This window comes from Streptomyces sp. NPDC104202 (genome assembly GCF_055584185.1).
On sequence record NZ_JBVJMN010000003.1, the window covers coordinates 213,705 to 237,328 of the forward strand.

Genomic DNA, 23,624 nt, shown 5'->3' on the forward strand with positions numbered 1-23,624 from the left:
GAGTTATGGCCATGCCGCTCCGTCAGTCCATCCGGGTCGGGACCTACCTCTTCGAACAGAAGCTCCGCAAGCGGGACAAGTTCCCGCTGATCGTCGAACTGGAGCCGCTCTACGCCTGCAACCTGGCGTGCGAGGGCTGCGGCAAGATCCAGCACCCGGCGGGTGTGCTCAAGCAGCGCATGCCGGTCGCGCAGGCGGTCGGCGCGGTCCTGGAATCCGGTGCGCCCATGGTGTCCATCGCCGGCGGCGAGCCGTTGATGCACCCTCAGATCGACGAGATCGTGCGCCAGCTGGTGGCCCGGAGGAAGTACGTCTTCCTCTGCACCAACGCGATGCTGCTGCGCAAGAAGCTGGAGAAGTTCACGCCCTCCCCGTACTTCGCCTTCGCCGTGCACATCGACGGCCTGCGCGAACGCCACGACGAGTCCGTGGCCAAGGAAGGCGTGTTCGACGAGGCGGTGGCGGCCATCAAGGAGGCCAAGCGGCGCGGCTTCCGCGTCACCACCAATTCGACCTTCTTCAACACCGACACCCCGCAGACGATCATCGAGGTGCTCAATTTCCTCAACGACGACCTCCAGGTCGACGAAATGATGATCTCGCCCGCCTACGCGTACGAGAAGGCCCCCGACCAGGAGCACTTCCTCGGCGTCGAGCAGACCAGGGAACTGTTCAAGAAGGCGTTCGCCGGCGGAAACCGGCGGCGCTGGCGGCTCAACCACTCTCCGCTCTTCCTGGACTTCCTGGAAGGAAAGGCGGACTTCCCCTGCACCGCCTGGGCCATTCCCAACTACTCCCTCTTCGGATGGCAGCGGCCCTGCTATCTGATGAGCGACGGATACGTCCCCACGTACCGCGAGCTCGTCGAGGAGACCGACTGGGACAAGTACGGCCGCGGAAAGGACCCGCGCTGCGCCAACTGCATGGCGCACTGCGGCTACGAGCCCACCGCCGTCCTCGCCACCATGGGCTCCCTCAAGGAGTCCCTGCGCGCCGTCAGGGAGACCGTCTCCGGGAACAACGGGTGAGGACGGGGGAGCGATGAGCGGGGAGTTCGACCTGCGCGCGCTGCTCGCCGAGCGCGGCGGCGAGCGGTACGAGCTGCACGCCAGGTACCTCAACCACCAGCTGCCGCGGATGCTCCACACCATCGGCTTCGACAAGGTGTACGAGCGGGCGGAGGGCGCCCACTTCTGGGACGCCGACGGCGTCGACCACCTCGACATGCTCGCCGGCTTCGGCGTGATGGGCCTCGGACGGCATCACCCCGTCGTCCGCAAGGCCCTCCACGACGTCCTGGACGCCCAGCTCGCCGACCTCACCCGCTTCGACTGCCAGCCGCTGCCGGGACTGCTCGCCGAGCGGCTGCTCGCCCACAGCCCCCACCTCGACCGCGTCTTCTTCGGCAACAGCGGCACGGAGGCGGTCGAGACCGCCCTCAAGTTCGCCCGGTACGCCACCGGGCGGCCCAGGGTCCTCTACTGCCACCACGCCTTCCACGGCCTCACCACCGGCTCGCTCTCCGTCAACGGCGAGGACGGCTTCCGGGAGGGCTTCGCCCCGCTGCTGCCCGACACGGCGATCGCGCTCGGCGACCTCGACGCCCTGGAGCGGGAGCTGAGCCGGGGCGACGTGGCGGCCTTCGTCGTCGAACCCATCCAGGGCAAGGGCGTCCACGAGGCCCCGCCGGGGTTCCTGCGGTCCGCCCAGGAGCTGCTGCGCCGGCACGGCGCCCTGCTCATCGCGGACGAGGTGCAGACCGGCCTCGGCAGGACCGGCGACTTCTACGCCTACCAGCACGAGGAGGGCGTCGAACCCGATCTGGTCTGCGTCGCCAAGGCGCTCTCCGGCGGCTACGTGCCGGTCGGCGCCACGATCGGCAAGGACTGGATCTTCAAGAAGGTCTACTCGTCGATGGACCGGGTCCTGGTCCACTCGGCGAGCTTCGGGTCGAACGCGCAGGCCATGACGGCCGGGCTGGCCGTCCTGTCGGTCATGGAGGAGGAGGGCACGGTCGCGCACGCCCGCCGGATCGGCGACCTGCTCTCCGGCCGGCTGAAGGAGCTGGTGCCCCGGTACGAGCTGCTGCACGAGATCCGCGGGCGCGGGCTCATGATCGGGATCGAGTTCGGCCGGCCGACCTCGCTGGGGCTGCGCGGCCGGTGGACGATGCTCCAGGCGGCCCGCAAGGGCCTCTTCGCCCAGATGGTCGTCGTCCCGCTGCTCCAGCGGCACCGGATCCTCACCCAGGTCTCCGGTGACCATCTGGAGGTGATCAAGCTGATCCCGCCGCTGGTCGTCGACGAGGCGGACGTGGACCGGTTCGTCACCGCCTTCACGGCGGTCATGGACGAGGCCCACGGCGGCGGCGGGCTCCTGTGGGACTTCGGCAGGACGCTGGTCAGGCAGGCGGTCGCCCAGCGCTGAGCGGCGCGGCCGCCGGACGTCGGTTTTGCCTCTGGGGCAAGAAACTTGCCTCAGAGGCACAATCCTGGCGGAATGGAGGCATGGACCACGTCCCCGGGGAAGACTCCCCGGACCCCGCTCCCTCCGGCGCCCTGCCGGACGTCGCCCCGCAGCTGCGGGCCCTGCGCCGCCGCCGGGGGCTCACCCTGGAGGCCGCCGCGCAGCGGGCCGGCCTCTCGCCCGCCCACCTCTCGCGGCTGGAGACGGGGAACCGCCAGCCCTCGCTGCCGATGCTGCTGGCCCTCGCCCGCATCTACGGTACGACGGTCTCCGAGCTCCTGGGCGAGGCGCCCCCCGAGCGGGACCCCGTCGTGCGCGCCGGCCGCTCCGAGCCCGTCGAGGCCGGCGGCTGGACCTACCGCCAGGCCGGCGGCGCCGGACGCGCGCTCCAGTGCCTGCGCGTGCACGTGCCGTACGCCACCCGGTCCGACATCGTGCGCGTCCACCCCGGTGAGGAGTGGATCCACGTCTTGGAGGGCCGGGTCCGGCTCGCCCTCGGCGAGGCCGTCCACGTCCTGGACCCCGGGGACGGCGCGCACTTCGACTCGCTCACCCCGCACCGGATCGGCGCCGCCACCCCGGGCGGCGCCGAGCTGCTCTTCGTCCATACGCTGATGCAGAGTCCCGCGGCCGAGCTGTGTCTCGGCGACGGAACCCCGCACCTGCGCTGACCCCGTGATCCCGTCCGACAAGAAAGGACCGACATGTCCGAGAAGTCCGCACCGGTGACCGGCGAGGAGCGCGGGGAAGGCAAGTTTCCCAAGGGTCTCGTCCTCCGGCTCTTCGCCTATCTGATCGCCGGGCACCTCTTCGCCGGCTTCCTCTACCTGCTCTTCGTGATGGGCGGGCAGAACCAGTAGCCCGGACTACGCCTCGGTGAGCAGCCGCTCGCGCAGCCGGTCACGGGTCTCCGGGGCGAGCTTCAGTCCCTCGGCGAGGTAGGCGTCCACCGTGCCCCAGGTCTCCTCGATCGTCTCGAAGGCGGCCCGCAGGTACTCCACCCGCGCGTCGAAGAGCGGGCTCAGCAGCTCCATCACCTCGGGCGACATCGCGTCGGGGGCGGTGGAGCTGCGGCGCACCTTGTAGCGGCGGTGCGGGTCGTTCGACTTCACGTAGTCGGCCTCGATCGCCGCGCGCTCGACCCCGAGGGCGAGCAGCGTGATCGCGATGGAGAGGCCGGCGCGGTCCTTGCCCGCCGCGCAGTGCATCAGGGCGGGGACGCTCTCCTCGGCCATGGAGTGCAGGATCCGGCTGTGCTCCTCGGTCCGCTCGACCACCATCTTCCGGTACGAGTCGGACATCCTGGCCGCGGCCTTGCCGTCCCCGAGGATCTCCCGCAGCTGCGAGATCTCGCCGTCGCGCACCAGCCTCCAGAACTCCTTGCCGTCGGCCGGGTCGTTGAGCGGTATGTTCACGTTCCGTACGCCGGGCAGCTCGACGTCCGGGCCCTCCACCCGCCGGTCGGCCTCGTTGCGGAAGTCGAAGACGGTGTGCAGTCCCAGCGTGGCGAGGAAGGCGGCGTCGCTCTCGGTCGCGTGGGCGAGGTGGCCGCTGCGGAAGAGCCGGCCGGGGCGCACGGCGCGCCCGTCCGTCGTCGGCAGGCCGCCCACGTCCCGGAAGTTGCGGACCTCGGCCAGCTCGGGCTCGTTCGCCTCGGTGGGCGGGACCTGCGGCAGCTGCTGCGTCACTGATGCTCCTGGGGTGTCGTCGTTCGGGTGCCCGACGCGAGATCGGTTCCAGGGGCAATCATCCCGGTGGCGCGCGGGCGGCGCACCCCCTCGGACGGGAATGGGTGATCTGTCCGAATTAAACCCTTAGGGGTAACGCGCCCCGGTTGCAGGGGAGATGGGGTCCGGCGCGTGAGCAGCGTCATAAAGGTGACGGATCGTGGCCGACGGCCCCGCGCAATTGCCCTGCGTGAAAAGGGGATCGAGGGACCGTCATCCACACAGGGTGACCGGAATGCGAGGCCGATCAAGGGCCTTGGAATGCCCCGGGAAAACGGCGGCTTGTTCGCGCCGACCCCGCTCGTCTAGCGTCACCGTCAATCCGGTCGGACCGCCGAATCCTGCCACCGTCCGGAATTCCACTCACCCATGTGTGGCAGGAGCGGGGGACCCAGGTAGTACGCCGGTCCCGCGATGCAGGACGGCTCGGGGTGAAGCCGCGTGAGAACGCGGCCGGACATCTCCAGTCCGAACCCGACAGCTCACCTCGCAGGCGCCGGAGAGGAATTCGCCATGCCCGCGAAGGGTAAGCACCGCCGTCCCAGGATCAACCCCCTCACCCGTGGACTCGCCGTCGCCGGCACCGGTGGCGCCGTCGTCGCGCTCCCGCTCCTCGGGGCGACCGGGGCCCACGCCGCCGAGCAGTCCGCGCCGGCCGCCGTCCCCGGCGCCGTCACCGCCCAGGTGAAGGCCCCCGCCGCCGCCCAGGCCGCGCCCGCCGCCCAGGCCGCGCCCAAGACGTACTCCGTCGTCCGCGGCGACTACCTGTCGAAGATCGCCGCCGACCACCACCTCGCGGGCGGCTGGCAGAAGCTGTACGCCGACAACCGCCAGGTCGTCGGCGAGAACCCCTCGCTGATCCTGCCGGGCATGAAGCTCACCCTCGGCGCCAAGGGCACCGCGCCGAAGGCCGTCGCCCCCAAGGCCGCCCCGAGCGCCGCGTCCTCGGAGAAGAACGGCGACGCCCCGCGCGCCTCCCGCAGCAGCCAGCGCGACTCCGCCCCGGCCGCCGCGACCTCGCAGAGCTCCGCCCCCGCGTCGTCCTCCGGCTCCTCGACCTCGTCCTCCGGCTGGGTCACCCCCGTCGCCGGCGGCGGCTTCTCCACCCCGTACCGCGCGGCCGGCTCCATGTGGTCCTCCGGCTACCACACCGGTGTCGACTTCATCGCCTCCTCCGGCACCACCGTCCGCGCCGTCGGCGCCGGCACGGTCGTCTCCGCCGGCTGGAGCGGCGCCTACGGCAACGAGGTCGTCATCCAGCACGCCGACGGCAACTACTCGCAGTACGCGCACCTCTCCTCCCTCTCCGTCTCGGCCGGCCAGAGCGTCTCCGGCGGCCAGCAGATCGGCCTCTCCGGTTCCACCGGCAACTCCACCGGCCCGCACCTGCACTTCGAGATCCGCACCACGCCGAGCTACGGCTCCGACGTCGACCCGCTGGCCTACCTGCGCCAGCACGGCGTCTCCGTCTGACCCGGACGCACCCGACGGCCCGGCACACGCGTGCCGGGCCGTCGCCGTATTCCGGCTTTTGAAAGTCTTTATCGGTGGCATATGTCACCCGCAGTCAACCCCTCCTTACGGTCGCGTAGGTCACACCGGAAGGGGAAAAATGTGCTCCCGTGGCAGACGATTCGAGATCAAGAGACAAGAACGCATTCGGGTCGTACGCGGCGATCGGTGACAGCTTCACCGAGGGCGTCGGAGACCCCGGGCCCGACGGGACGTACGTCGGCTGGGCGGACCGCTTCGCGGTGCTGCTCGCCGACCAGCTGCCGGAGCACGACGGCTTCCGCTACGCCAACCTGGCCGTCCGCGGACGCCTCCTCGACCAGATCGTGGCGGAACAGGTCCCCCGGGCGAAGGAACTCGCCCCCGACCTGGTGACCTTCTGCGCCGGCGGCAACGACATCATCCGCCCCGGCACCGACCCCGACGACGTCGCCGAGCGCTTCGAGCGCGCCGTCGCCGACCTGACCTCCGCCGTCGGCACCGTCATGGTGACCACCGGCTTCGACACCCGCGACGTGATCCTCCTCAAGCACCTGCGGGGCAAGATCGCCACCTACAACGGGCACGTCAGGGCGATCGCCGACCGCTACGGCTGCCCGGTCCTCGACCTGTGGTCGCTCAAGTCCGTCCAGGACCGGCGCGCCTGGGACGACGACCGGCTGCACCTCTCGTCCGACGGCCACACCCGGGTCGCCCTGCGCGCCGCCCAGGTCCTCGGCGTGCCGGTGCCCGCCGACCCCGACCAGGCGTGGCCGCCGGTCCCGCCCCGCGGACCGCTGGAGGTGCGCCGGGACGACATCCACTGGGCGAAGGAGTACCTCGTGCCCTGGATCGGGCGCCGGCTGCGCGGCGAGAGCTCCGGCGACCACGTCGAGGCCAAGCGCCCCGACCTCATGCCGCTGTAGGTCCCGGGAGGACCGGCGGGGGCACCGCGGCGGGGATCCGCTCCAGCACCCCGCCGGCGAAGACGTCGTACAGCGGCAGCGTCTCCAGGTGGACGTAGCCGATGTGGCAGTCGCAGACGGCGAGGGGGCAGGCGCGGGGGCGCAGGGCGGCGCGGTACGAGCCGTCGTACAGGTTCCCCAGCTCGGCCCTGACGAAGTGGCAGCGCCGCACCGTCCCCTCGCCGTCCACCGAGATCACCGACTCGCCCGTGCGGCAGGGCAGCCCCGCCGATCGGTGCGGATGCCGGCTGTAGGGGAAGAGCGGGTCGAGCGCCGTCCACGCGTCCGCCTCCGCGTCGGTGTACGTGTGCCCCTCGGCCGCGTTCACCCACAGGTAGACGTGGGCCGGCAGCGCGGCGCGCAGCCGGCGGGCGTGCTCCAGGTGCTCGGCCAGGCCGACCACGCCGACGCTGAACCGGACGCCCCGGTCGGCCAGGTCGCGGCACTTGCCGAGGAACCGCTCGTACGGCGTCTGGCCCGGGTGGTACGTGCACCAGAGCGCCACGCGCTCCGGGTCCGCGTCCGCCAGCCAGTCGGTCCGGCAGCTCAGATTGGTCTGGATCGCCACCCGCTCGACGTGCGGCAGCCGGGACAGCCCGACCAGCGCCCGCCGGTACCAGGAGCGCACCAGCCCCTCGCCCCAGGGCGTGAAGAGGATCCGCAGCCGGTCGCCGTCCTGTCCCGCCGCCCAGCCGGTGAACCGCTCCAGCGCCGCCCGGTCCGCGCGCAGCACCTCGGCGCCGTCCCGCCGCTTGGCGAAGGGGCAGTAGGGACAGTCGAGGTCGCAGGAGGAGAGCGGGCCCCGGTAGAGCACGGTGAGGTCCATGCCCGCGTCCGGCACGACGGACGGTGTCAGGTCCACGGCCGCCCCGCTACTTCGGCTCGTACGCGGCCATCGCGGCCCGCACGCCGGGGGAGAACAGCTCGGGGCCCAGCCCGTCGGAGTGCGCCAGGCCCTCCGGCGACAGCCGCAGGAGTCCCTCGGGCGCGTCCCCGTCCAGCCAGCCGAACGCCCCGAACCGCCCCAGCTCCACCGGGAAGTCCGCGAACGGCGAGGAGCCGAACCGCTCCTCGTACCCGGCGACCGGCATGCCCTCCGCCTGGAGCAGCGACTGCAGCAGATGGCGACGCCGGGCCTCGTCCGCGTCCACCGCACGGCCCACCTCGGCGTGCGCGAAGTCCCCGGCCTCCGTGTACGCGTCGATGAGGGTCCGGATCTCCCGCATGTCGACGGCGTAGTCGAAGGAGTAGTGGAGCGTCGAGGTGTAGGAGCGCGCCCCGCACCCCAGGCCGATCATCCCGTCCGTCTGGCAGGCGTGGTCGTCCGGCCCGAGCGGGGCGGCGTCCGCGCGGCGGAACATCCGCATCGACACCTGGGTGTAGCCGTGCGCGAGGAGGTGGTCCCGGCCGGACCGGTAGAGGCGCAGCCGCTGCTCGTCCCACGCCCGGTCCGCGGCGGCCGGATCCTGGAGCCGGCCGAGGCCGGTGAGCGGCCGGACGTACAGCGGGTAGAGGTACAGCTCCTCCGGGCGCCAGGCCAGCGCCGCGTCCAGCGAGACCTGCCACGAGCGTTCCGTCTGGCCGTCGATCCCGTAGATCAGGTCGATGTTCAGGACGGGGACGCCGGTGTCCCGGATGCGGCCGAGCGCCGCCTCCACGTCGGCGCGCCGCTGCGGCCGGACCGCGGCCCGCGCCTCGGCCTCCACGAAGCTCTGCACGCCGATGCTGAGCCGGGTCGCGCCCCGCTCCGCCAGGACGGAGAGCCGGTCGGCCGTCGCGGTCGAGGGCGAGGTCTCCACCGAGAGCGGCACCGCCCGCAGGTCCGCGCCCATCCGCTTCTCCGCGATGTCGCAGAGCCGCTCCAGCTCCCCGGCGGTGAGGAAGGTGGGCGTGCCGCCGCCGAACGCGGCGGTGGCGAAGCGGACCGGCCCGTCGTCGCCCAGCGCCTCGCGCACGGCCGCGGCCTGGCGGTCGAGCGCGTCCAGGTAGCGGCTCGTCAGCCCGTCCGGCGCGCCGACACGGGTGAAGAGGTTGCAGAAGCCGCAGCGGACCTCGCAGAACGGCAGGTGCGCGTAGAGGGAGAGGGCGTCCTTCGGCTCGTCCGCCCACAGGCCCCGGAGGGCCGGCCGCGCGGGGAGCGGACGGTAGGCGGTCTTGTGCGGGTAGGCGTAGACGTAGCTGCCGTACGGGCGGGGGGCGGGGGTGCTCACGCGGCGGCCTCCCGGTCGGGTCCCGGCAGGACGAACTGCGCGTAGGGCACGGTCCACACGACCTCGTGGCCGATCCGGTGGCCGGTGTGGCCGTCCTCCCCGTACGCGGTGCCGTGGTCGGAGCAGACGACGGCGAAACAGGGCCGACGGGCGCTCATCGCGGCGAAGAGCCGGCCGATGTGCCGGTCCACGTACTCCAGGGCCGCGGCGTGCGTCTCCCGGGAGTCGCCCGCCTCGCTCGTCGCCCCCGGGAGGTGGAACCAGTTGGGCTGGTGGAGCGCGGAGACGTTGACGAAGAGGAAGAGCCGGCGCTCCCCGGGGAGCCCGGCCACCACCTCCTCGGCGCGCGCGACCTGGGACTCGAACGAGGTCGGCGAGGCGACGCCGAAGGAGGGCTCCCAGTGGCTCTCCTGGAACAGGCCGGGCAGCACCGTGCCCAGCGGCGGCTGCTTGTCGAAGAAGCCCACGCCGCCGACGCAGACCGTCCGGTAGCCCTCGGCGGCGAGCGCGGACACCAGATCGGGGGTGTCGTGCACGAAGGTGCCGTCGGTGGTCGTCTCGCTCCCCGCGAACCGGGCCGCGAACAGCCGCGGGTGCGGCCCCGGCGCGGCCGGGGTCGGCAGGAACCCGGCGAACATCGCCTGGTGCGAGGCGTAGGTGAAGCTCCCGGGCGCGTGCCGGCGCTCCCAGACACCGCCCGGCAGATGCCGGGCCAGGTGGGGGAGGCGGCCCTCGGCCAGCAGCTCGACGGCCACGTCGTACCGGAGCGTGTCGAGGGTGACCAGGAGCAGGTCGTGGCTGCCGACGATCGCGTTCATGTCGGGCTGGTTCACGTGGTGCTCGTTCCTGTGGTGCGGTTCTCGTGCGGGGGACGTCCGGTCTCCGGGGCGGGCCCGGCGGTCCGGCCCGGGGCGACGGCGCGAGGCGGTCCGGCGGCGCGGGGGCCGGGGAATCCGGCCGCGACCTGGGCCCCGTACGTGTCGAGGCCCTCGGCGCCCCTGCCCGGCAGGCCCGTGAGGCCGGGCAGCAGGTCGCCGAAGGCGTTGACCTCGCCCACGGCGAAGCGGCGCCAGCCCGCTGCGGGCAGCAGGTCGACGCCCACGCAGCCGGTGCCGGGGAAGGCGGCGGCGGCCCGCTCGCACACGGCGAGCGCCTCCTCCCAGCTCCCCCCGGCGGCGGCGATCGAGGCCCGGGCGGCCGCCAGATCGCCCCGGGCGCCGCCCAGGTGCAGATTGGTCATGGGGGAGCGGCTGGTGCGGAGCACGGCGTGGGTGGCCCGGCCGTCGATCACCACCACCCGCAGGTCGGCCGTCCGGCCGCCCTGGGCGGCCTTCGGCAGCCACCGCTCGACGTGCAGGCCGTCGGGGGCCAGGGCGTCCACGATCGAGGCGATCTCGGACTCGCTCGTGTAGCGCCGTACCCGCAGGGAGTTGAAGAGCCGTCCGCCCGGCCCCCGCTCCACCGAGGTGGTCGCCTGGAACCTGCCCGCTCCGTTCGTCTCCACGGCCAGCACCCCCGAGGCCGAGGAGCCGTGCGCGAGCTTCACGAACACCCGGCGCAGACCGGACCGCCCCGTCAGCTCCCGGACGTCCGCCCAGCCGCGCACCACCGGGGCGGCGGCCCCGGAGGTCGGCGACTCGGGCACCGGCACTCCGGCGGCCCGCAGCCGTGCGTGGCCCAGCCGCTTGTCGAAGAGGACGGACAGCTCGCCGGGATCGTCGGCCAGGGCCGCCCCCGACCCGGCGACCGTGCGGGCGAGGCCCGCCACGGCCGCGGTGAACCGCGCGTACCAGAGGCCGCTGCCCTCGACCCGGGCCGGATCGTCGACGTCCCGCAGCAGCCGGTCGGCCACCGGGTCCTCGCCGGGCGAGTCCAGCCGCACGGTCTCGCCGGCGGCGAACCGGGCCTCGCCCCGCAGCACCTCGGGCCAGGACACCGCCCGCGCCCCCGGCAGCCCGGCGGCCCGCAGCGCGTCCTGGAGGAACGCGACGCGGCGGCCCGCCGGATCGCCGACGACCACCGGGCGCGGCCCGGTGGCGGCGGGGGGACGCGGGCGGACGGTCATTCGGCGACCGCGACGTACCGGTAGACCTCGCCGTCGCCGTCGTCCTCCGGCTCCTGGGCGTCGTCGAGGTCGACGGTCACGCCGTACGGGACGAGCGCGGCACGGACCCGCTCCTGCATCGCCTCCGAGAGGTAGTGGTGGGAGAGGTCGAGGTGGCCGAGGTGGGTCAGCGGCTGACCGTCGAGGAGCGCGGCCGCCCCCTCGTCGGTGAGCACACCCATCGACAGGTCGAGCCGCTCGATCCGCGCGACGACGGGCGCGCCCGCCACGGCGGACGCGACGGCGTCCTGCACGACGCTGTTGCACAGGCCCAGCCGACGCAGGGCGGGGAAGGCCGTGCCGGCGAGCAGCGGCGCCAGGTCCTCCGGCGTGCTGTCGCCGCCGTACTCGTCGGTGCCCAGCCAGAGTTCCAGGTTCTCCAGGGCGGGCAGGTCGCTGCCGACGATGCCGCGCACCACCTCGGCGCCGAGGCCGCCGGTCTCCACCACCAGCGTCTCCAGACCGGTGTGCCGCACCGGGGGGAAGGCCAGCGAGGAGCCCCCGCGCACCCCGAGCTCGCGCAGCTCCGGATAGGCGGCGAGCAGCGGCGTCACGTCGGACTGGATGATCCACGAGATCTCGCAGTCCTCGCCCGTCATGTCCCCGAGGAACACCGCCGCCAGACCCGTCAGCCGGTCGTTGGCGCCCATCAGGGCGGTCACGATGTCCGCCGACGAGTTCTCGTACGCCTCGTCCCAGCCGCCGACGACCAGCGCGCGCACCCGTCCCGTGTCGACGGTCTTCAGGAACCGCGCGAACCGCGCGTCCCACAGCTCGTCCCCGGGGTCGGAGTACGTCGGGGCGGAGATCCGCCAGGCGACCCGGTCGGCGTCGGGCAGCTCGCCCCGCGCGTCGGCGCCCGGGAAGTCGAACACGGGCAGGCCGTGGAATTCCTGAAGGTAGTGGCCAACGGTCATGACGGTGCTCCAGACAACGGACGAGAGGGGTCGGCTGACGGAAAGAGTTCTACCAAGCCCCACCGACAGCGCCCCCGGCCGGGTCGCCCCGGCCCGGGTCCCGCCCCGCCGACGGCCGGCTCCGGGGCGGCCGGGGGCCGTTGTCAGTGCCTCCCCCTAGCGTCGTTCCCGTGTCCGGCCGACCGTGCCGGACGACGAGGGGGAGAGCCATGTACCGGCAGGGAGACGTGCTCGTCGCGCCCGTCGACGAGGAGGCCGTCCCGGCGCGGGCGAGGACCGCGGCGGGGGAGCCCAGGGACGCCCGGGGGCGGCTCGTCCTCGCCCTCGGCGAGGTCACCGGCCACGCCCACGCCGTCCCCGGGCCCGGCCGGCTCGTGCGGGAGCAGGGCCCGTTCGGCCCGTTCCTGCTCGAACTGCCCGAGGGCGGCCGGGTGGTGCACGAGGAGCACGCCCCGATCGCGCTGCCCAGGGGCTGGTACCGGGTGGTGCGCCAGCGCGAGTACGTGCCCGGCGCGTACCGGATCATCGCGGACTGACGTCCGCCGGACCGCAACGACAGACGTGGGGGAGACCGACATGCACGACAGCACCGCGCGGGACCGGTGGCGGGCCGTCGCCGCGGCCACCGGCCCGGCCGACCGCGCCGCCGCCGAGGCCGGCGTCCTGCTCGCCTACCGCTCGGCGGGACTCGCCGGGCCGGGCCGGATCCTGTGGGCCGACTCGCCGCTCGCGGCCGTCACGCTCCTGCGCGGCCTGCCGGACCGCGGCCGCTCCGTGCGGGACGAGGTGCGCACCCGGCCGTGGGCGGCCGAGCGCCGCCGCGTCCACGACGCGCTGGGCCCGGCCGGCTGGGCCGACCACTGGCAGCGGACCGGGGCCGCCCTGTGGGACCCCACCCGGGCCCTCGCCGACCGGATACGGGCCGGGGTGACACAGGCCGTGGCGGACGCGGACACGGTGGCCGCCGGGCCGGGGACCGCCGCGCCGGGCACCGGGACCTCCGCGGCCGCTGCCGGAACCGCCGTGCGGCTGCTCCTCCTCGACGCCGTGCTCGGCCAGCACGACGCCGCCTGGCTCGCCGCCTTCGACGGACACGGCGACCGCCTGGCGGGCCTCGCCGCCGTGGCCCGGCACGCCGGGTGGTGGTGGCCGTACGAGGACGTCGCCGTCCTGTGCGAGCGGCCGGCCGTCCTGCACCGGGACGAGGCCGGCCGGCTCGACCGCGGGGACGGTCCCGCGCTCGCCTTCCCCGACGGCTTCGCCCTCCACGCCTGGCGCGGGATGCAGGTGACCGCGGAGTTCCTCGCCGCGCTCGTGGACCTCACCCCCGAGCGGATACGGGACGAGGAGAACGCCGAACTGCGCCGCGTGATGCTGGAGTACTACGGCTACGACCGCTATCTCGCCGCCTCGGGCGCCCGGCACCAGCACCGCGACGAGACCGGCGTCCTCTGGCGGATCGAGCTGGCCGACGACGAGGACGTCGTCATGGTCGAGGTCGTCAACTCCACGCCCGAGCCGGACGGCAGCCACCGCACCTACTGGCTGCGGGTGCCGCCCACGACGCAGACCGCGCGGGAGGGCGTCGCGTGGACCTTCGGGCTGCGCCCCGAGGCGTACGCGCCGCTCGTGCAGACCTGAGCGGAGCCCGCCGCGGGCGGCCCGGCTGGTACGGAGAGGTGAAGGGAGGCGCCGGTCAGGAGTGGCGCGCGGGAGGCCGCGCCGCCGGGTGCTGGGATGTGCCCGCCGGAGCCCCGGCCATCCCTCCCGAAAGGACCGCCCGTGACGATCCGCCGGCCCAGCGCCGCCCGCACCGCCCGTCTGCTCGCCGCCACCGCCGTGCTCGGCGGCCTCCTCGCCGGCACCGCGGCGCCCGCCCTGGCCGCTGCGTCCGCGCCGACGGCCGCACGGGCCGCCCAGGAGCCCGCGCCCGCGACGGTCACCGTCGCCGGGCAGGGCCGCGCCTCCGCGGCGCCGGACCTGGCGATCCTCTCCGTCGGCGTCGAGGCCAGCCGCAAGACGGCCAACGAGGCGATGGCCGCGCAGACCACGGCCGCCGAGTCCCTCCTCGACGTGCTGCGCCGCCAGGAGATCGCCGACCGGGACATCCGTACCGACAGCCTCTCGCTGTCCCCGGTCTACACGCAGAACGCGGCGGGCGAGAACAAGGTGACCGCCTACCAGGCCGGGCAGAACTTCTCGGTGAAGGTCCGCGTGATCGACCGGACCGGGCAGGTCATCGGCGCGGTCAACGACGCGACGGGCGACTCCGGCCGGATCAACGGTGTCGTCTTCGACGTCGCCGACCCGACGTCGCTGCGGGTCAAGGCCCGTGAGGCCGCCTACCAGGACGCGTACGACAAGGCGGCCCAGCACGCGCGGCTCAGCGGCCACCGGCTCGGCCGGCTGGTCTCGCTGACCGAGGGCGAGTCCGTGCGGCCCGGCGCCGGCGCCGCGCCCGCGCTCGCCGCGGACGAGCCGAGCGTGCCGCTCGCCCCGGGCGAGATCGAGGAGCAGGTCACGGTCTCGGCGGTGTACGAACTGCTCTGACGGGGCGCACGGCGCGCGGACGCCGGGAGCGGGACCGCGGGGCGCGGGGCGGCGGACGGGGCGCGTCCGCCCGTGGCCGCGCCCGCGCCGGTCACCGCGGCGCGGGGTCCGGCGCCGGGGCGGCCGGTCCCTCCGGAAGCCCCAGTTCCCGGGCGAGGGCGGCGTCCGCCCACCGGAGCATGGCGCTGCGGGAGAGGGAACCGGCGTACGCGGTGGTCTGCACGGCGAGGCCGTCGAGGAACGCGGTGAGGCGCCAGGCGGCGGCCGCCGGGTCCGGACAGTCGAACTCGCCCGCGGCGGCCCCCTCGGCGATCACCCGGGTCAGCGCCGCCTTCCACTCCTGGTCGAGGGAGCCGGCGACCCTGCGCAGCCCGGGGTCACGGAGCGAGGCCGCCCAGCCCTCGATCCACAGCCGCCAGCCCTTGGCCTGGCCGGTCGGGGCGTACCAGCGGACCGCGGCGCGGAGCCGCCGGACGGCGGTGGCCCGGCGTCCGAGCAGCCGCCGCAGCTGGGCGAGGTCGGCCTCGGCCGCGTGCGCGAAGGCGGCGGCGACCAGCTTCTCCTTGGTGGAGAAGTGGTAGAGCACGAGGGCGTTGCTGACGCCGAGCGCGGTGGCCACGTCGGAGATCCGGACGGCGGCGACCCCGCGCGCCTCGATCTGTTCGACCGCGGCACGCAGCAGCTCGTCCCGCCGCTCCGCCACGCTCAACCGCACTCTCGCCACGTCGGGCAGCCTACACAGCACCTGACGGGACCATGATCAAATGTGGTGTCCGTGCGTGGCCGGATCAGTACCAGCCGTAGCGTTCGGCGATCAGTGGCAGCCGCTCCGCCACCAGCGCGTGCGCCGCGGCGCGCGGGCTCGTGCCGTCCGCGGCCGCCCGGTCCAGCATCCCGCCCACCAACGTCCGCATCGCGGCCCGCACCCGGTCGAACGCCTGCTCGGCGTCGGCCTCGATGTCGCCGAAGAGCGTCCACCACCACCAGGCGTTGGTGCACGAGTTCACCACCACGTCCGGCAGCACGGTCACCCCGCGCGCGGCCAGCGCCTCCTCCGCCTCGGGGAGCACCGGCATGTTCGCCGCCTCCGCGATCCAGCGGGCCGTGATGCGCCCCTGGTTCCCGGCGTCCACCGCGTACGAGACGGCCGCCGGGACGAGCACCTCCGCCTCCGCCGACAGCCAGGCGTCCGCCGCCTCCTCCCGGTCCCCGGGCCGCAGCGCGGAGCGGTCGACGGCGCCGTGGGCGTCGCGGGCGGCCAGCAGCGCCTCCACGTCGAGGCCGCCGGGGTTCACGAGGGTGCCCCGGACGTCGGCCACGGCCACCACCCGCAGCCCGGCCCGGGCGAGGAACCGGGCGGTCGCCCCGCCCATGGTGCCGAGCCCCTGGAGCGACACCCGGGTCCCGGCGTACTCCCGACCGGCCCGGTCCAGGGCCACGAGCACGGACTCGGCCACCCCGAGGCCGCCGACCAGCTCGTCGAGGCCGATGCCGTCCACCTCGATCGCGAACGCGTCGGCGAGCCGCCTCCGGGCCGCCGCCTCGTCCTCCAGGAGCGGGTACACGGCCTGCACGGAGGACTCCAGCCCCGCCTCCGCCACGGCGCGGTCCACCAGCTCCTGGGTGAGGCCGAGGTCCTCCCCGGTCGTCCAGAACCGCTCCACGTAGGGCCGCATCGCGCGCAGGTAGCGGACGAGGACGCCGTACGCCTCCGGGGAGCGGGGGTCGCAGTCGATGCCGCCCTTCGCGCCGCCCAGCGGCACGTACCGGGCCGAGGGGTCGTAGTGCAGGACCTCCTTCATCGTCATCCCGCGGGCCAGCCCGGCCACCTCCTCCGCCGTGCACCCCTCCCGCATCCGCAGCCCGCCGCTGGCCACGCCGCGCACCAGCCGGTCCACGACCAGATGGCCCCGGCGGCCGGTCACGTGGTCCGTCCAGGAGACGGAGAGCAGGGGGTCGGTACGCATCGCGCGGCTCCTCGGGAGGGACGGTCGGCCGGACGGCCTTACTGAACGATGATTCAGTATGGACGACCGTCCCGGCCGTTCGCGGCGCGGGCCGCCCATAATGGAACGACCCCCAGAGACCAGGAGGCCCTGTGACCGGTACCGGCTCCGACCGCTCGCCGCGCGCCCGGCTGCGCGCGCTCCGCCCCGAGTCCTTCGGCGCGGATCCCACGGGAGCGCGCCTCGCCCGCATCCTGGGCTCGCCGAACTTCGCGGACGGGATCTTCCAGAACCCCGAACCCGCCCGACGCGGCCCCTCCGGCTCCACCGTCGACTTCGCCAAGATCTACTTCGACAAGGAGGGACGCGCGCGCCGCGCGCCCACCGGCACGATCCCCGTCCATCCGACCACCCTGGCGGACCTGGCGAAACCCCCGGCCACGGGGCTCCGCATCACCTGGATGGGGCACTCCGGCGTCCTCGCCGAGATCGACGGCCGCCGGGTCCTCTTCGACCCCGTCTGGGGCGACCGCTGCTCCCCCTTCCCCTTCGCCGGCCCCAAGCGGCTCCACCCGGTGCCGCTGCCCCTCGCCGCGCTCGGCCCGGTCGACGTCGTGGTGATCTCGCACGACCACTACGACCACCTCGACCTGCCGACGATCAAGGAGCTCGCCACCACCGACACCCTCTTCGCGGTGCCGCTGGGCGTCGGCGCGCACCTGGAGCGCTGGGGCGTGCCCGCCTCCCGCCTGCGCGAGCTGGACTGGAACGAGTCCACCGGGATCGGCGACCTGACCCTCACGGCGACCCCGGCCCGTCACTTCTGCGGCCGCGGCCTGCGCAACCGCCAGATGACGCTCTGGGCCTCCTGGGTGGTCGAGGGTCCCTCCCACCGGATCTTCCACAGCGGCGACACCGGCTATTTCTCCGGCTTCGAGACCATCGGCGCCGCCCACGGGCCCTTCGACGTCACCATGATCCAGATCGGTGCCTACTCCGAGTTCTGGACCGACATCCACATGACCCCCGCCGAGGGCATGCGGGCCCACCTCGACCTCCAGGGCGGCAAGCCCGGCGGCGTCCTGCTCCCCATCCACTGGGGCACCTTCAACCTCGCCCCCCATCCGTGGGCCGAGCCCGGCGACTGGACGAAGGACGCCGCGGAGGAGGCCGGGCAGGCCGTCGCCTTCCCCCTCCCCGGCGAGCCCTTCGAACCCGGCGGCAAGCTCCCCGGCGAATCCTGGTGGCAGGCCGTCTCCCGCCCGGGCCCCCGTCCCTGGCGCCACGCCCGCCCCGCCCCGGTCCCGGCCGAGGGCCACGCCGAGGACCTCGACCTCGCCGGCGAACGATGACGCCGCCCCGTCCCCGCGGTCGTTCCTAGGGGCCGAGCCGAGCCGAGCCGAGCCGCCCCCCCGTCCCACATCGTGATCTCCCGCGGTGTGGGACGCGGTGTTCTCCGGGGGCGAGGATCACCGACGGTCACGTCCCGGTCGCGGACGACGGCCGGGCGGAGGGCGGGCGGAGGGCGGCCGGGGGGCCGGACCGCGGGGCGGGGGTGGTGCGTGGGGGGCGTGAGGGGAAGCGCGCAGGCGGCGGGGGGCGTGCGGACCTGACGGTCCGTGGCCTTCCCGGGGGGATTCCGTTCACGAACGATTTCCGCAGGGGGCGGAGGCGAGTTCACGCCTCCGCCCCCTTCCGTTCCTGCTCAGGGGGTGCTGCCGACGGTGTGTCGTCAGGTTTCGGCCAATGCTTCTCGGCCTGTCGTGCGAGGGGTGATACCAGACGGGGTCGGACTACGGGTAAGTTTGCCAACTGCGCACCGCACATGAACGGTTGACGACTACAGTGTGTGGTTGATGATCATCGGTAGGCTCATCGCACCCCCCACGCAGACCACCCCCGAAGACCCCGCAGAACACTCCCGCAGTACGCCGATTCCCGGGCACGTACCAAGGACACTCATGTCTCAACTTCGCGCACCCGCCTCGCGGTCCGACCGACGCGAGGGCGGGCGGCACGGCCGGTCAGGCGCCCGCTCCGCCTCCGGCAGCAGCGGCGGCACCCCGCCGGCCCAGCCCGCCGCACCGCTGTCGACGGAAGCCCGCATACGCCCCCAACTCCTGCGCACCTCCGTGCTCCCCGCCGTCGCGGTGGCACTGGGCGGCGCGGCGGCCGTCCTCTTCACCATCCGCTCCACCGGAGCCAGCCCCACCCCCGGCCTCTGGGCCGCCCTCACGGGCGCGGCGGCCCTCACGGTCGCCTCCGTGACGGCCGCGGCGCTCGGCGCCGACCGGGCCGCCAAGGCCGTTCTCGACCGCTGCAACGCCCTGCGCCGCTCCAGTGCCCGCGGCCAGAGCGAACTGCGCACGGTCGTCGAACAGTTGCGCAAGGGCGAGGGCATCCCGCCCCGGCCCGCCCTGCCGACCGGCACCGCCACAGGTGACGAATTCGACCTGCTGTCGCAGGAACTGAACCGGTCCCACGAGGCCGCCGTCGCCGCCGTCGTCCAGGCGTCCCGGCTCTCCAGCAGCGTCGGCAACGAACAGAAGGTCGAGGTCTTCGTCAACCTCGCCCGGCGCCTCCAGTCCCTGGTCCACCGCGAGATCCAGCTCCTCGACGAACTGGAGAACGAGGTCGAGGACCCGGAGCTGCTCAAGGGTCTGTTCCACGTCGACCACCTGGCCACCCGCATCCGCCGGCACGCGGAGAACCTCGCCGTCCTCGGCGGCGCCATCTCCCGCCGCCAGTGGTCGAGCCCGGTCACCATGACCGAGGTCCTGCGCTCCTCCATCGCCGAGGTCGAGCAGTACCCGCGGGTGAAGCTGGTCCCCCCGATCGACGGTACGCTCCGGGGCCATGCCGTGGCCGACGTCATCCACCTCCTCGCCGAACTGGTCGAGAACGCGACGCTGTTCTCCGCGCCGCACACCACCGTGCTGCTCCGCGCCCAGTACGTCACGGCCGGCCTCGCGATCGAGGTCGAGGACCGCGGCCTCGGCATGCCCGTCACCGAGCAGAACAAGATGAACGCCCTGCTCGCCGACCCCGACCAGGTCAACGTCGCCCACCTCCTCCAGGACGGGCGCATCGGGCTCTTCGTCGTCTCCGCGCTGGCCCGGAGGCACGGCATCGCCGTCCGCCTCCAGTCCAACATCTACGGCGGCGTCCAGGCCGTCCTCGTCCTCCCGCAGGGCCTGCTCGGCGCCGACCCGGAGGGGCTCGCGCAGCACGAGCGCCAGACCGCGGCGACCCCCGGATCCTCCGCGATCCCGCCCGGCCAGGTGCAGATGCAGCCGCAGCCCGCCGCCCCCCCGCCGGCCGCCGTGCCGCAGGCCCCGGTGCCTGCCCCCATGACGGCCCCGGCGCCGGTGCCGAACCCGCTGACGGCCCCCCTGCCGGGCCCCGTGGCGGCACCCGCCCCGGTCCGCGCCCCGGCGCCCGCCGCCGCGCACGGGACGGCCCCCGCCGCCCCCGTACCGCCGTCCACGCCCTTCCCGGAGCGGGCCCCCGTCCGCGCCGAGGAGGAGCCCGGCTCCCGCTCGCACGCGTACCCCCGTACGCACGTGCCGTCGGACGGGTACGCGGCCTTCGAGCACGCCCCCGCCCCGTCGGGGCAGCCGGGCGGCGCCGACCACACGGCACCGCCCGCCTCCCTGGTCTCACCGCTCCCCCCGGCTCCCCGTGCCGAGGACAACGGGCGCCCGCTGCTCCCCAAGCGGCGCGCCCAGGAGCACCTCGTCCCGCAGCTGCGCGACGAACCCGTGGCCCGGAGGACCGAGGAGCACGCCCTGCACGACCCCGGTCTGATGGCCGCGTTCCAGCGTGGAATCGGCCTCGCCGAGTCCCAGCCCGCCCCCCAAGAAGCGCTGCGTCCAGGCGACGCGCACAAGGAGTAGATGCACCATGGCGAGCAATGTGCCGACCGGCCATTCCTCGGACCTCGACTGGCTGCTGAGCGGACTGGTCCAGCGGGTCCCGTACACCCGCAACGCGGTCCTGCTCTCCTCCGACGGCCTCGTGAAGTCCGTGCACGGCCTCGACCCCGACGCCGCCGACCACATGGCGGCGCTCGCCTCCGGGCTGTACTCGCTCGGGCGCAGCGCGGGCGCCCGGTTCGGCGACGGCGGCGAGGTCCGGCAGGTGGTCGTGGAGCTCGACTCCACCCTCCTGTTCGTCTCCACCGCGGGTTCCGGCACGTGCCTGGCGGTCCTCGCCGGGCGCGAGGCGGACGCCGCCGTCCTCGGCTACGAGATGGCGATGCTCGTCAAGAGCGTCCGGCCGTACCTGGTCACCCCCGCCCGGCAGGCCGCAGGCATGGTCGGTGGCCTGGGACAGTGAACGTGACCCCCGCTTCGGAAGGGCCCTGGCTCGACGACGCCGCCGGCCGGCTGATCCGTCCGTACACCGTCAGTGGTGGCCGGACCAAGCCGACCACGGCACTCGACCTGCTGTCGATGGTGATGGCGACCGGTTCGTCACCGCAGACGCACATGGGGCCCGAACACAGCCTGGCCCTCGGGCTGTGCGACGGGCCCACCTCGGTGGCCGAGATCGCGGCGCACTTACGGCTCCCGGCCGTGGTCACCAAGGTCCTCCTCTCCGACCTCGTGGACTGCGGGGCGCTCACCGCCAGGGCCCCCCGTTTCCACGCCAACCCAACCGACCGTTCCTTGCTGGAGGCAGTGCTCGATGGCCTACGACAACGGCTCTGAGCGTCATGACGGCTCCGCGGCCGACCCCTTCCCCACCGCGCTCAAGATCCTGGTGGCGGGCGGGTTCGGCGTGGGCAAGACGACCCTCGTGGGCGCGGTCAGCGAGATCGAACCGCTGAGCACCGAGGAGCTGCTGACCTCGGTCAGCGCCGCCACCGACAGCCTGGAGGGCGTGGAGTCCAAGACCACGACCACCGTCGCCATGGACTTCGGCCGCATCACGCTGGACGACCGCCACGTGCTCTACCTGTTCGGCACCCCGGGCCAGGAGCGCTTCTGGTTCATGTGGGACGAGCTGTCCGAGGGCGCCCTCGGCGCCGTCGTCCTCGCCGACACCCGCCGGCTCCAGGAGTGCTTCTCCGCCGTGGACTTCTTCGAGCGGCGGGGTATCCGCTTCGTCGTCGCGGTCAACGAGTTCGACGGCGCCTACCGCTACGAACCCCACGAGGTACGGGCCGCCCTCGACCTCAAGCCGGACGTGCCGGTCGTCCTCACCGACGCCCGGATCTCCAGTTCCGGCATCCGCACCCTGCTGACCCTCGTGCAGCACCTCCTCACCACGATCCCGGACACCGTGCCGAGCTACGGAGCCACGCCATGACGTACGACCCGACGGGTCACCTCCTGCTGACCCCCGTCGACAAGGAGGCGCCGGCCCGAGTCCAGCGGCTGCGCGAGCTCGGGCTCGGGGAGCGGCCGGACCCGGCGTTCGACGAGTTCGCCCACCGCCTCGCGGAGGTGACCGGCGCACCGTTCTCGATGGTCAACTTCATCGACGAGAACCGGCAGTTCTTCGCCGGGCTGCACACCCCCGAGGGCACCCACTCGGGCAGCGACCTCGGCGCGGCGGCCGCCGCGGGCGGTGGCGGCGTCGGCCGCTTCATGGCCCGTGACCACGGCTACTGCCCGCACGTGGTGGTGCGGCGCAAGGCCCTCGTCCTGGAGGACGTCTGCGACTACCCGCGCTTCGCGGGGAACCCGGTCGTCGACGAGATCGGCATCCGCTCGTACATGGGGGCGCCGCTGATCGACCGCACCGGCGTCGCGCTGGGCACCATCTGCGTGGTCGACACCGACGTCCGGCCGTGGGGGCGTGCCGGTCTCGAGACGATCAAGGGCATGGCGGCCGAGCTCATGGAGCAGATCAACCGGCGCGAGGACGGCATGTTCTGACGGTCCCGCAGGACACACACCGGAGCCCCGGTGCGGCGACGGCCGCACCGGGGCTCCGGCGTCCGAGGGCTCAGGCGTGCACCGGCTCCAGGTCCGGGGTGCGGACCAGCTCGGAGAGGCGCTCGGACCAGCTGCCCTTGTCCTGGCCGAGCGCGACCTCGGCCAGGCGCAGGAGCTGGATGTCGGAGGTGCCGGCCGGGGCGAAGATGTGGTGCGCGTCCCGCAGGTAGCGCTCGATGGCCCGGTCCGTGAAGAGGCCGGCCGCGGCGTGGATCTCCATGGCGTTGCGGCCGGAGTCGACGGCCGACTCCACGTTGACGAGTTTGGCGTTCATCAGCTCGGCGTCGCAGGACAGGCCCTGGTCGAGCAGGTGCACCGCGTGGTACGCGGCGAGCCGGGCGGTCATCAGCCGGGACTGCATCTGGCCCAGCTTCAGCTTGACCGTCGGCAGGTCGTGGAGCGGCTTGCCGTAGCGGATGCGCTCCGAGGCGAACCGGGTGGTCTCCTCCAGGATCGCCTGGTGGATGCCGAGGGAGACCGCGGTGAGGTTGGCCCGGCCGTACAGCACGCTGGAGGAGTACGCGACGGCGAGCCCGTCGCCCTCGTCGCCGAGGCGGTTGGCGGCCGGAACCCGGCAGTTCTCGAAGATCAGCTCGCCGAAGCTGAAGCCGTGCAGGCCCATCGCCGGCTGCTGCGGACCGGTCCTGAAGCCCGGGCGATCGGATTCGACCAGGAAGGCCGTGAGTCCCTTCGATCCGGGACCGGTCCGGACCACGACGCCGTGCAGGTCACCGACGTGGCTGTTGCCGACGTAGACCTTGCTGCCGTTGAGGACGTAGTCGTCGCCGTCCCGCACCGCGCTGGCGCTCATGCCGAGGACGTGGCCACCGGACTCGGGCTCGGTGACCGCGATGGTCGGCAGGCACTCGCCGGCGGCGACCGCGGGCAGCCAGGTCTTGCGCTGCTCGTCGCTGCCGAAGTGGACGATCTTCGCCGTGCCCAGCTGGGATGCCTGGACCATCGCGCCCATGGCGCCGCTGACGCGGGAGAGCTCCTCGATGATGATCGTCTTGGCCAGGTGGCCGGCGCCCATGCCGCCGTACTCCGGGCTGATCGTCGCGCCCAGCCAGCCCTGCTCGGCTATGCGCCGGGACAGCTCGTGGTGGACGGTCCGGGACGCCTCCATCTCGGCTATGCGGGGCCGCACCTCACGCTCAGCGAAATCGCGGACCGTCTTCCTGAGCTGATGATGCAGTCGGCTGCTGAAGTAGCTGTCCATCCGAGTCCCTCCCGCGTAACGCCTGACCGGTGGGGTTGACCGGGCAGGTGGTGCATCGGCAGTGGTCCCGTCCCGAACAGGCCG

The 23,624-nt window shown here is 73.7% G+C and carries 24 protein-coding genes and 1 riboswitch; of the genes, 15 read left to right on the forward strand and 9 right to left on the reverse strand.

Annotation, left to right across the window (positions count from 1 at the left end; all coding sequences use genetic code 11):
• The first annotated feature begins 5 nt into the window (after positions 1-5).
• The 4 genes from hpnH to ACZ60W_RS03620 all read left to right on the forward strand — a co-directional run bounded on the left by hpnH (position 6) and on the right by ACZ60W_RS03620 (position 3,326).
• Positions 6-1,028, forward strand: a complete 1,023-nt coding sequence (gene hpnH / locus ACZ60W_RS03605) for an adenosyl-hopene transferase HpnH (RefSeq protein WP_469753686.1) — start codon at positions 6-8, stop codon at positions 1,026-1,028.
• Between the two features lie 13 nt (positions 1,029-1,041).
• Positions 1,042-2,427: an aspartate aminotransferase family protein gene (locus tag ACZ60W_RS03610; protein ID WP_469753687.1), complete on the forward strand. Its 1,386-nt coding sequence runs from the start codon at positions 1,042-1,044 to the stop codon at positions 2,425-2,427.
• Positions 2,428-2,507: 80 nt separating this feature from the next.
• Complete coding sequence (locus tag ACZ60W_RS03615) at positions 2,508-3,137, forward strand: helix-turn-helix domain-containing protein (protein WP_469753688.1); 630 nt, start codon at positions 2,508-2,510, stop codon at positions 3,135-3,137.
• A 33-nt stretch (positions 3,138-3,170) separates the two neighbouring features.
• Positions 3,171-3,326, forward strand: a complete 156-nt coding sequence (locus ACZ60W_RS03620) for a DUF6126 family protein (protein ID WP_469753689.1) — start codon at positions 3,171-3,173, stop codon at positions 3,324-3,326.
• 6 nt (positions 3,327-3,332) lie between these two features.
• On the opposite strand, the gene ACZ60W_RS03625 is transcribed toward ACZ60W_RS03620, so the two are convergent.
• Complete coding sequence (locus tag ACZ60W_RS03625; protein WP_469753690.1) at positions 3,333-4,154, reverse strand: tyrosine-protein phosphatase; 822 nt, start codon at positions 4,152-4,154, stop codon at positions 3,333-3,335.
• A 393-nt stretch (positions 4,155-4,547) separates the two neighbouring features.
• Positions 4,548-4,704, forward strand: a riboswitch (cyclic di-AMP (ydaO/yuaA leader).
• A 2-nt stretch (positions 4,705-4,706) separates the two neighbouring features.
• Between ACZ60W_RS03625 and ACZ60W_RS03630 the strand changes: the two genes are divergently transcribed.
• On the forward strand, positions 4,707-5,666 hold the full coding sequence (locus tag ACZ60W_RS03630) for a M23 family metallopeptidase (protein WP_469753691.1): 960 nt from the start codon (positions 4,707-4,709) through the stop codon (positions 5,664-5,666).
• Between the two features lie 149 nt (positions 5,667-5,815).
• Positions 5,816-6,610: an SGNH/GDSL hydrolase family protein gene (locus ACZ60W_RS03635; RefSeq protein ID WP_469753692.1), complete on the forward strand. Its 795-nt coding sequence runs from the start codon at positions 5,816-5,818 to the stop codon at positions 6,608-6,610.
• Here ACZ60W_RS03635 and ACZ60W_RS03640 read toward each other — a convergent pair.
• The 5 genes from ACZ60W_RS03640 to ACZ60W_RS03660 are packed head-to-tail and all read right to left on the reverse strand — an operon-like array spanning position 6,597 to position 11,880.
• The gene (locus ACZ60W_RS03640) at positions 6,597-7,475 is read right to left on the reverse strand and encodes an STM4011 family radical SAM protein (protein ID WP_469753737.1); all 879 of its coding nucleotides are present in this window, start codon (positions 7,473-7,475) and stop codon (positions 6,597-6,599) included. The genes ACZ60W_RS03635 and ACZ60W_RS03640 overlap by 14 nt on opposite strands.
• 46 nt (positions 7,476-7,521) lie before the next feature.
• Positions 7,522-8,859: an STM4012 family radical SAM protein gene (locus tag ACZ60W_RS03645; protein WP_469753693.1), complete on the reverse strand. Its 1,338-nt coding sequence runs from the start codon at positions 8,857-8,859 to the stop codon at positions 7,522-7,524.
• Positions 8,856-9,677 (reverse strand): STM4013/SEN3800 family hydrolase, encoded by an 822-nt coding sequence (locus tag ACZ60W_RS03650; protein ID WP_469753738.1) that lies wholly within the window; start codon positions 9,675-9,677, stop codon positions 8,856-8,858. The genes ACZ60W_RS03645 and ACZ60W_RS03650 overlap by 4 nt, the downstream gene beginning before the upstream one ends.
• A gap of 11 nt (positions 9,678-9,688) precedes the next feature.
• Entirely contained in the window at positions 9,689-10,924 is a 1,236-nt protein-coding gene (locus ACZ60W_RS03655) for an STM4014 family protein (RefSeq protein ID WP_469753694.1), read from the reverse strand.
• Positions 10,921-11,880, reverse strand: a complete 960-nt coding sequence (locus ACZ60W_RS03660) for an STM4015 family protein (protein ID WP_469753695.1) — start codon at positions 11,878-11,880, stop codon at positions 10,921-10,923. The genes ACZ60W_RS03655 and ACZ60W_RS03660 overlap by 4 nt, the downstream gene beginning before the upstream one ends.
• A gap of 209 nt (positions 11,881-12,089) precedes the next feature.
• Between ACZ60W_RS03660 and ACZ60W_RS03665 the strand changes: the two genes are divergently transcribed.
• From ACZ60W_RS03665 to ACZ60W_RS03675, 3 genes are all read left to right on the forward strand, one after another.
• Positions 12,090-12,416, forward strand: coding sequence for a hypothetical protein (locus tag ACZ60W_RS03665; RefSeq protein WP_469753696.1), 327 nt, complete (start codon positions 12,090-12,092; stop codon positions 12,414-12,416).
• 40 nt (positions 12,417-12,456) lie between these two features.
• Positions 12,457-13,521 carry a DUF6745 domain-containing protein gene (locus ACZ60W_RS03670; protein ID WP_469753697.1) on the forward strand — a complete coding sequence of 355 codons (1,065 nt, stop codon included), beginning with the start codon at positions 12,457-12,459 and terminating at the stop codon, positions 13,519-13,521.
• A 141-nt stretch (positions 13,522-13,662) separates the two neighbouring features.
• The gene (locus ACZ60W_RS03675) at positions 13,663-14,430 is read left to right on the forward strand and encodes an SIMPL domain-containing protein (RefSeq protein ID WP_469753698.1); all 768 of its coding nucleotides are present in this window, start codon (positions 13,663-13,665) and stop codon (positions 14,428-14,430) included.
• Between the two features lie 91 nt (positions 14,431-14,521).
• Here ACZ60W_RS03675 and ACZ60W_RS03680 read toward each other — a convergent pair whose 3' ends face one another.
• Together ACZ60W_RS03680 and ACZ60W_RS03685 are read right to left on the reverse strand one after the other, a co-directional pair.
• Positions 14,522-15,154 carry a TetR/AcrR family transcriptional regulator gene (locus ACZ60W_RS03680; protein ID WP_469753699.1) on the reverse strand — a complete coding sequence of 211 codons (633 nt, stop codon included), beginning with the start codon at positions 15,152-15,154 and terminating at the stop codon, positions 14,522-14,524.
• Positions 15,155-15,218: 64 nt separating this feature from the next.
• Positions 15,219-16,397, reverse strand: a complete 1,179-nt coding sequence (locus tag ACZ60W_RS03685; protein ID WP_469753700.1) for a Glu/Leu/Phe/Val dehydrogenase dimerization domain-containing protein — start codon at positions 16,395-16,397, stop codon at positions 15,219-15,221.
• Positions 16,398-16,528: 131 nt separating this feature from the next.
• Here ACZ60W_RS03685 and ACZ60W_RS03690 point away from each other — a divergent pair, with 131 nt between their 5' ends.
• From ACZ60W_RS03690 to ACZ60W_RS03715, 6 genes are all read left to right on the forward strand, one after another.
• Entirely contained in the window at positions 16,529-17,728 is a 1,200-nt protein-coding gene (locus ACZ60W_RS03690) for an MBL fold metallo-hydrolase (RefSeq protein ID WP_469753701.1), read from the forward strand.
• Between the two features lie 609 nt (positions 17,729-18,337).
• A complete protein-coding gene (locus tag ACZ60W_RS03695; protein WP_469753702.1) occupies positions 18,338-20,272 on the forward strand; it encodes a sensor histidine kinase in 1,935 nt (644 codons plus the stop codon).
• Positions 20,273-20,279: 7 nt separating this feature from the next.
• Complete coding sequence (locus ACZ60W_RS03700) at positions 20,280-20,714, forward strand: roadblock/LC7 domain-containing protein (protein WP_366306877.1); 435 nt, start codon at positions 20,280-20,282, stop codon at positions 20,712-20,714.
• Positions 20,711-21,088, forward strand: coding sequence for a DUF742 domain-containing protein (locus tag ACZ60W_RS03705; protein ID WP_469753703.1), 378 nt, complete (start codon positions 20,711-20,713; stop codon positions 21,086-21,088). The genes ACZ60W_RS03700 and ACZ60W_RS03705 overlap by 4 nt, the downstream gene beginning before the upstream one ends.
• Positions 21,066-21,689, forward strand: a complete 624-nt coding sequence (locus ACZ60W_RS03710; protein WP_469753704.1) for a GTP-binding protein — start codon at positions 21,066-21,068, stop codon at positions 21,687-21,689. The genes ACZ60W_RS03705 and ACZ60W_RS03710 overlap by 23 nt, the downstream gene beginning before the upstream one ends.
• Positions 21,686-22,261, forward strand: a complete 576-nt coding sequence (locus ACZ60W_RS03715; RefSeq protein WP_469753705.1) for a GAF domain-containing protein — start codon at positions 21,686-21,688, stop codon at positions 22,259-22,261. The genes ACZ60W_RS03710 and ACZ60W_RS03715 overlap by 4 nt, the downstream gene beginning before the upstream one ends.
• A 70-nt stretch (positions 22,262-22,331) precedes the next feature.
• Here ACZ60W_RS03715 and ACZ60W_RS03720 read toward each other — a convergent pair whose 3' ends face one another.
• Entirely contained in the window at positions 22,332-23,540 is a 1,209-nt protein-coding gene (locus ACZ60W_RS03720) for an acyl-CoA dehydrogenase family protein (RefSeq protein WP_469753706.1), read from the reverse strand.
• Positions 23,541-23,624 lie beyond the last annotated feature (84 nt).

What these genes read in the sequence shown, in the direction of transcription:
- ACZ60W_RS03715 (WP_469753705.1), top strand. Translation starts at nt 21,686, where the DNA reads ATGACGTACGACCCGACGGGTCACCTCCTGCTGACCCCCGTCGACAAG.
- ACZ60W_RS03685 (WP_469753700.1), bottom strand. Translation starts at nt 16,397, where the DNA reads ATGCGTACCGACCCCCTGCTCTCCGTCTCCTGGACGGACCACGTGACC.
- hpnH (WP_469753686.1), top strand. Translation starts at nt 6, where the DNA reads ATGGCCATGCCGCTCCGTCAGTCCATCCGGGTCGGGACCTACCTCTTC.
- ACZ60W_RS03655 (WP_469753694.1), bottom strand. Translation starts at nt 10,924, where the DNA reads ATGACCGTCCGCCCGCGTCCCCCCGCCGCCACCGGGCCGCGCCCGGTG.
- ACZ60W_RS03650 (WP_469753738.1), bottom strand. Translation starts at nt 9,677, where the DNA reads ATGAACGCGATCGTCGGCAGCCACGACCTGCTCCTGGTCACCCTCGAC.
- ACZ60W_RS03710 (WP_469753704.1), top strand. Translation starts at nt 21,066, where the DNA reads ATGGCCTACGACAACGGCTCTGAGCGTCATGACGGCTCCGCGGCCGAC.
- ACZ60W_RS03695 (WP_469753702.1), top strand. Translation starts at nt 18,338, where the DNA reads ATGTCTCAACTTCGCGCACCCGCCTCGCGGTCCGACCGACGCGAGGGC.
- ACZ60W_RS03670 (WP_469753697.1), top strand. Translation starts at nt 12,457, where the DNA reads ATGCACGACAGCACCGCGCGGGACCGGTGGCGGGCCGTCGCCGCGGCC.
- ACZ60W_RS03665 (WP_469753696.1), top strand. Translation starts at nt 12,090, where the DNA reads ATGTACCGGCAGGGAGACGTGCTCGTCGCGCCCGTCGACGAGGAGGCC.
- ACZ60W_RS03640 (WP_469753737.1), bottom strand. Translation starts at nt 7,475, where the DNA reads ATGGACCTCACCGTGCTCTACCGGGGCCCGCTCTCCTCCTGCGACCTC.
- ACZ60W_RS03610 (WP_469753687.1), top strand. Translation starts at nt 1,042, where the DNA reads ATGAGCGGGGAGTTCGACCTGCGCGCGCTGCTCGCCGAGCGCGGCGGC.
- ACZ60W_RS03660 (WP_469753695.1), bottom strand. Translation starts at nt 11,880, where the DNA reads ATGACCGTTGGCCACTACCTTCAGGAATTCCACGGCCTGCCCGTGTTC.
- ACZ60W_RS03620 (WP_469753689.1), top strand. Translation starts at nt 3,171, where the DNA reads ATGTCCGAGAAGTCCGCACCGGTGACCGGCGAGGAGCGCGGGGAAGGC.
- ACZ60W_RS03630 (WP_469753691.1), top strand. Translation starts at nt 4,707, where the DNA reads ATGCCCGCGAAGGGTAAGCACCGCCGTCCCAGGATCAACCCCCTCACC.
- ACZ60W_RS03615 (WP_469753688.1), top strand. Translation starts at nt 2,508, where the DNA reads ATGGACCACGTCCCCGGGGAAGACTCCCCGGACCCCGCTCCCTCCGGC.
- ACZ60W_RS03720 (WP_469753706.1), bottom strand. Translation starts at nt 23,540, where the DNA reads ATGGACAGCTACTTCAGCAGCCGACTGCATCATCAGCTCAGGAAGACG.
- ACZ60W_RS03700 (WP_366306877.1), top strand. Translation starts at nt 20,280, where the DNA reads ATGGCGAGCAATGTGCCGACCGGCCATTCCTCGGACCTCGACTGGCTG.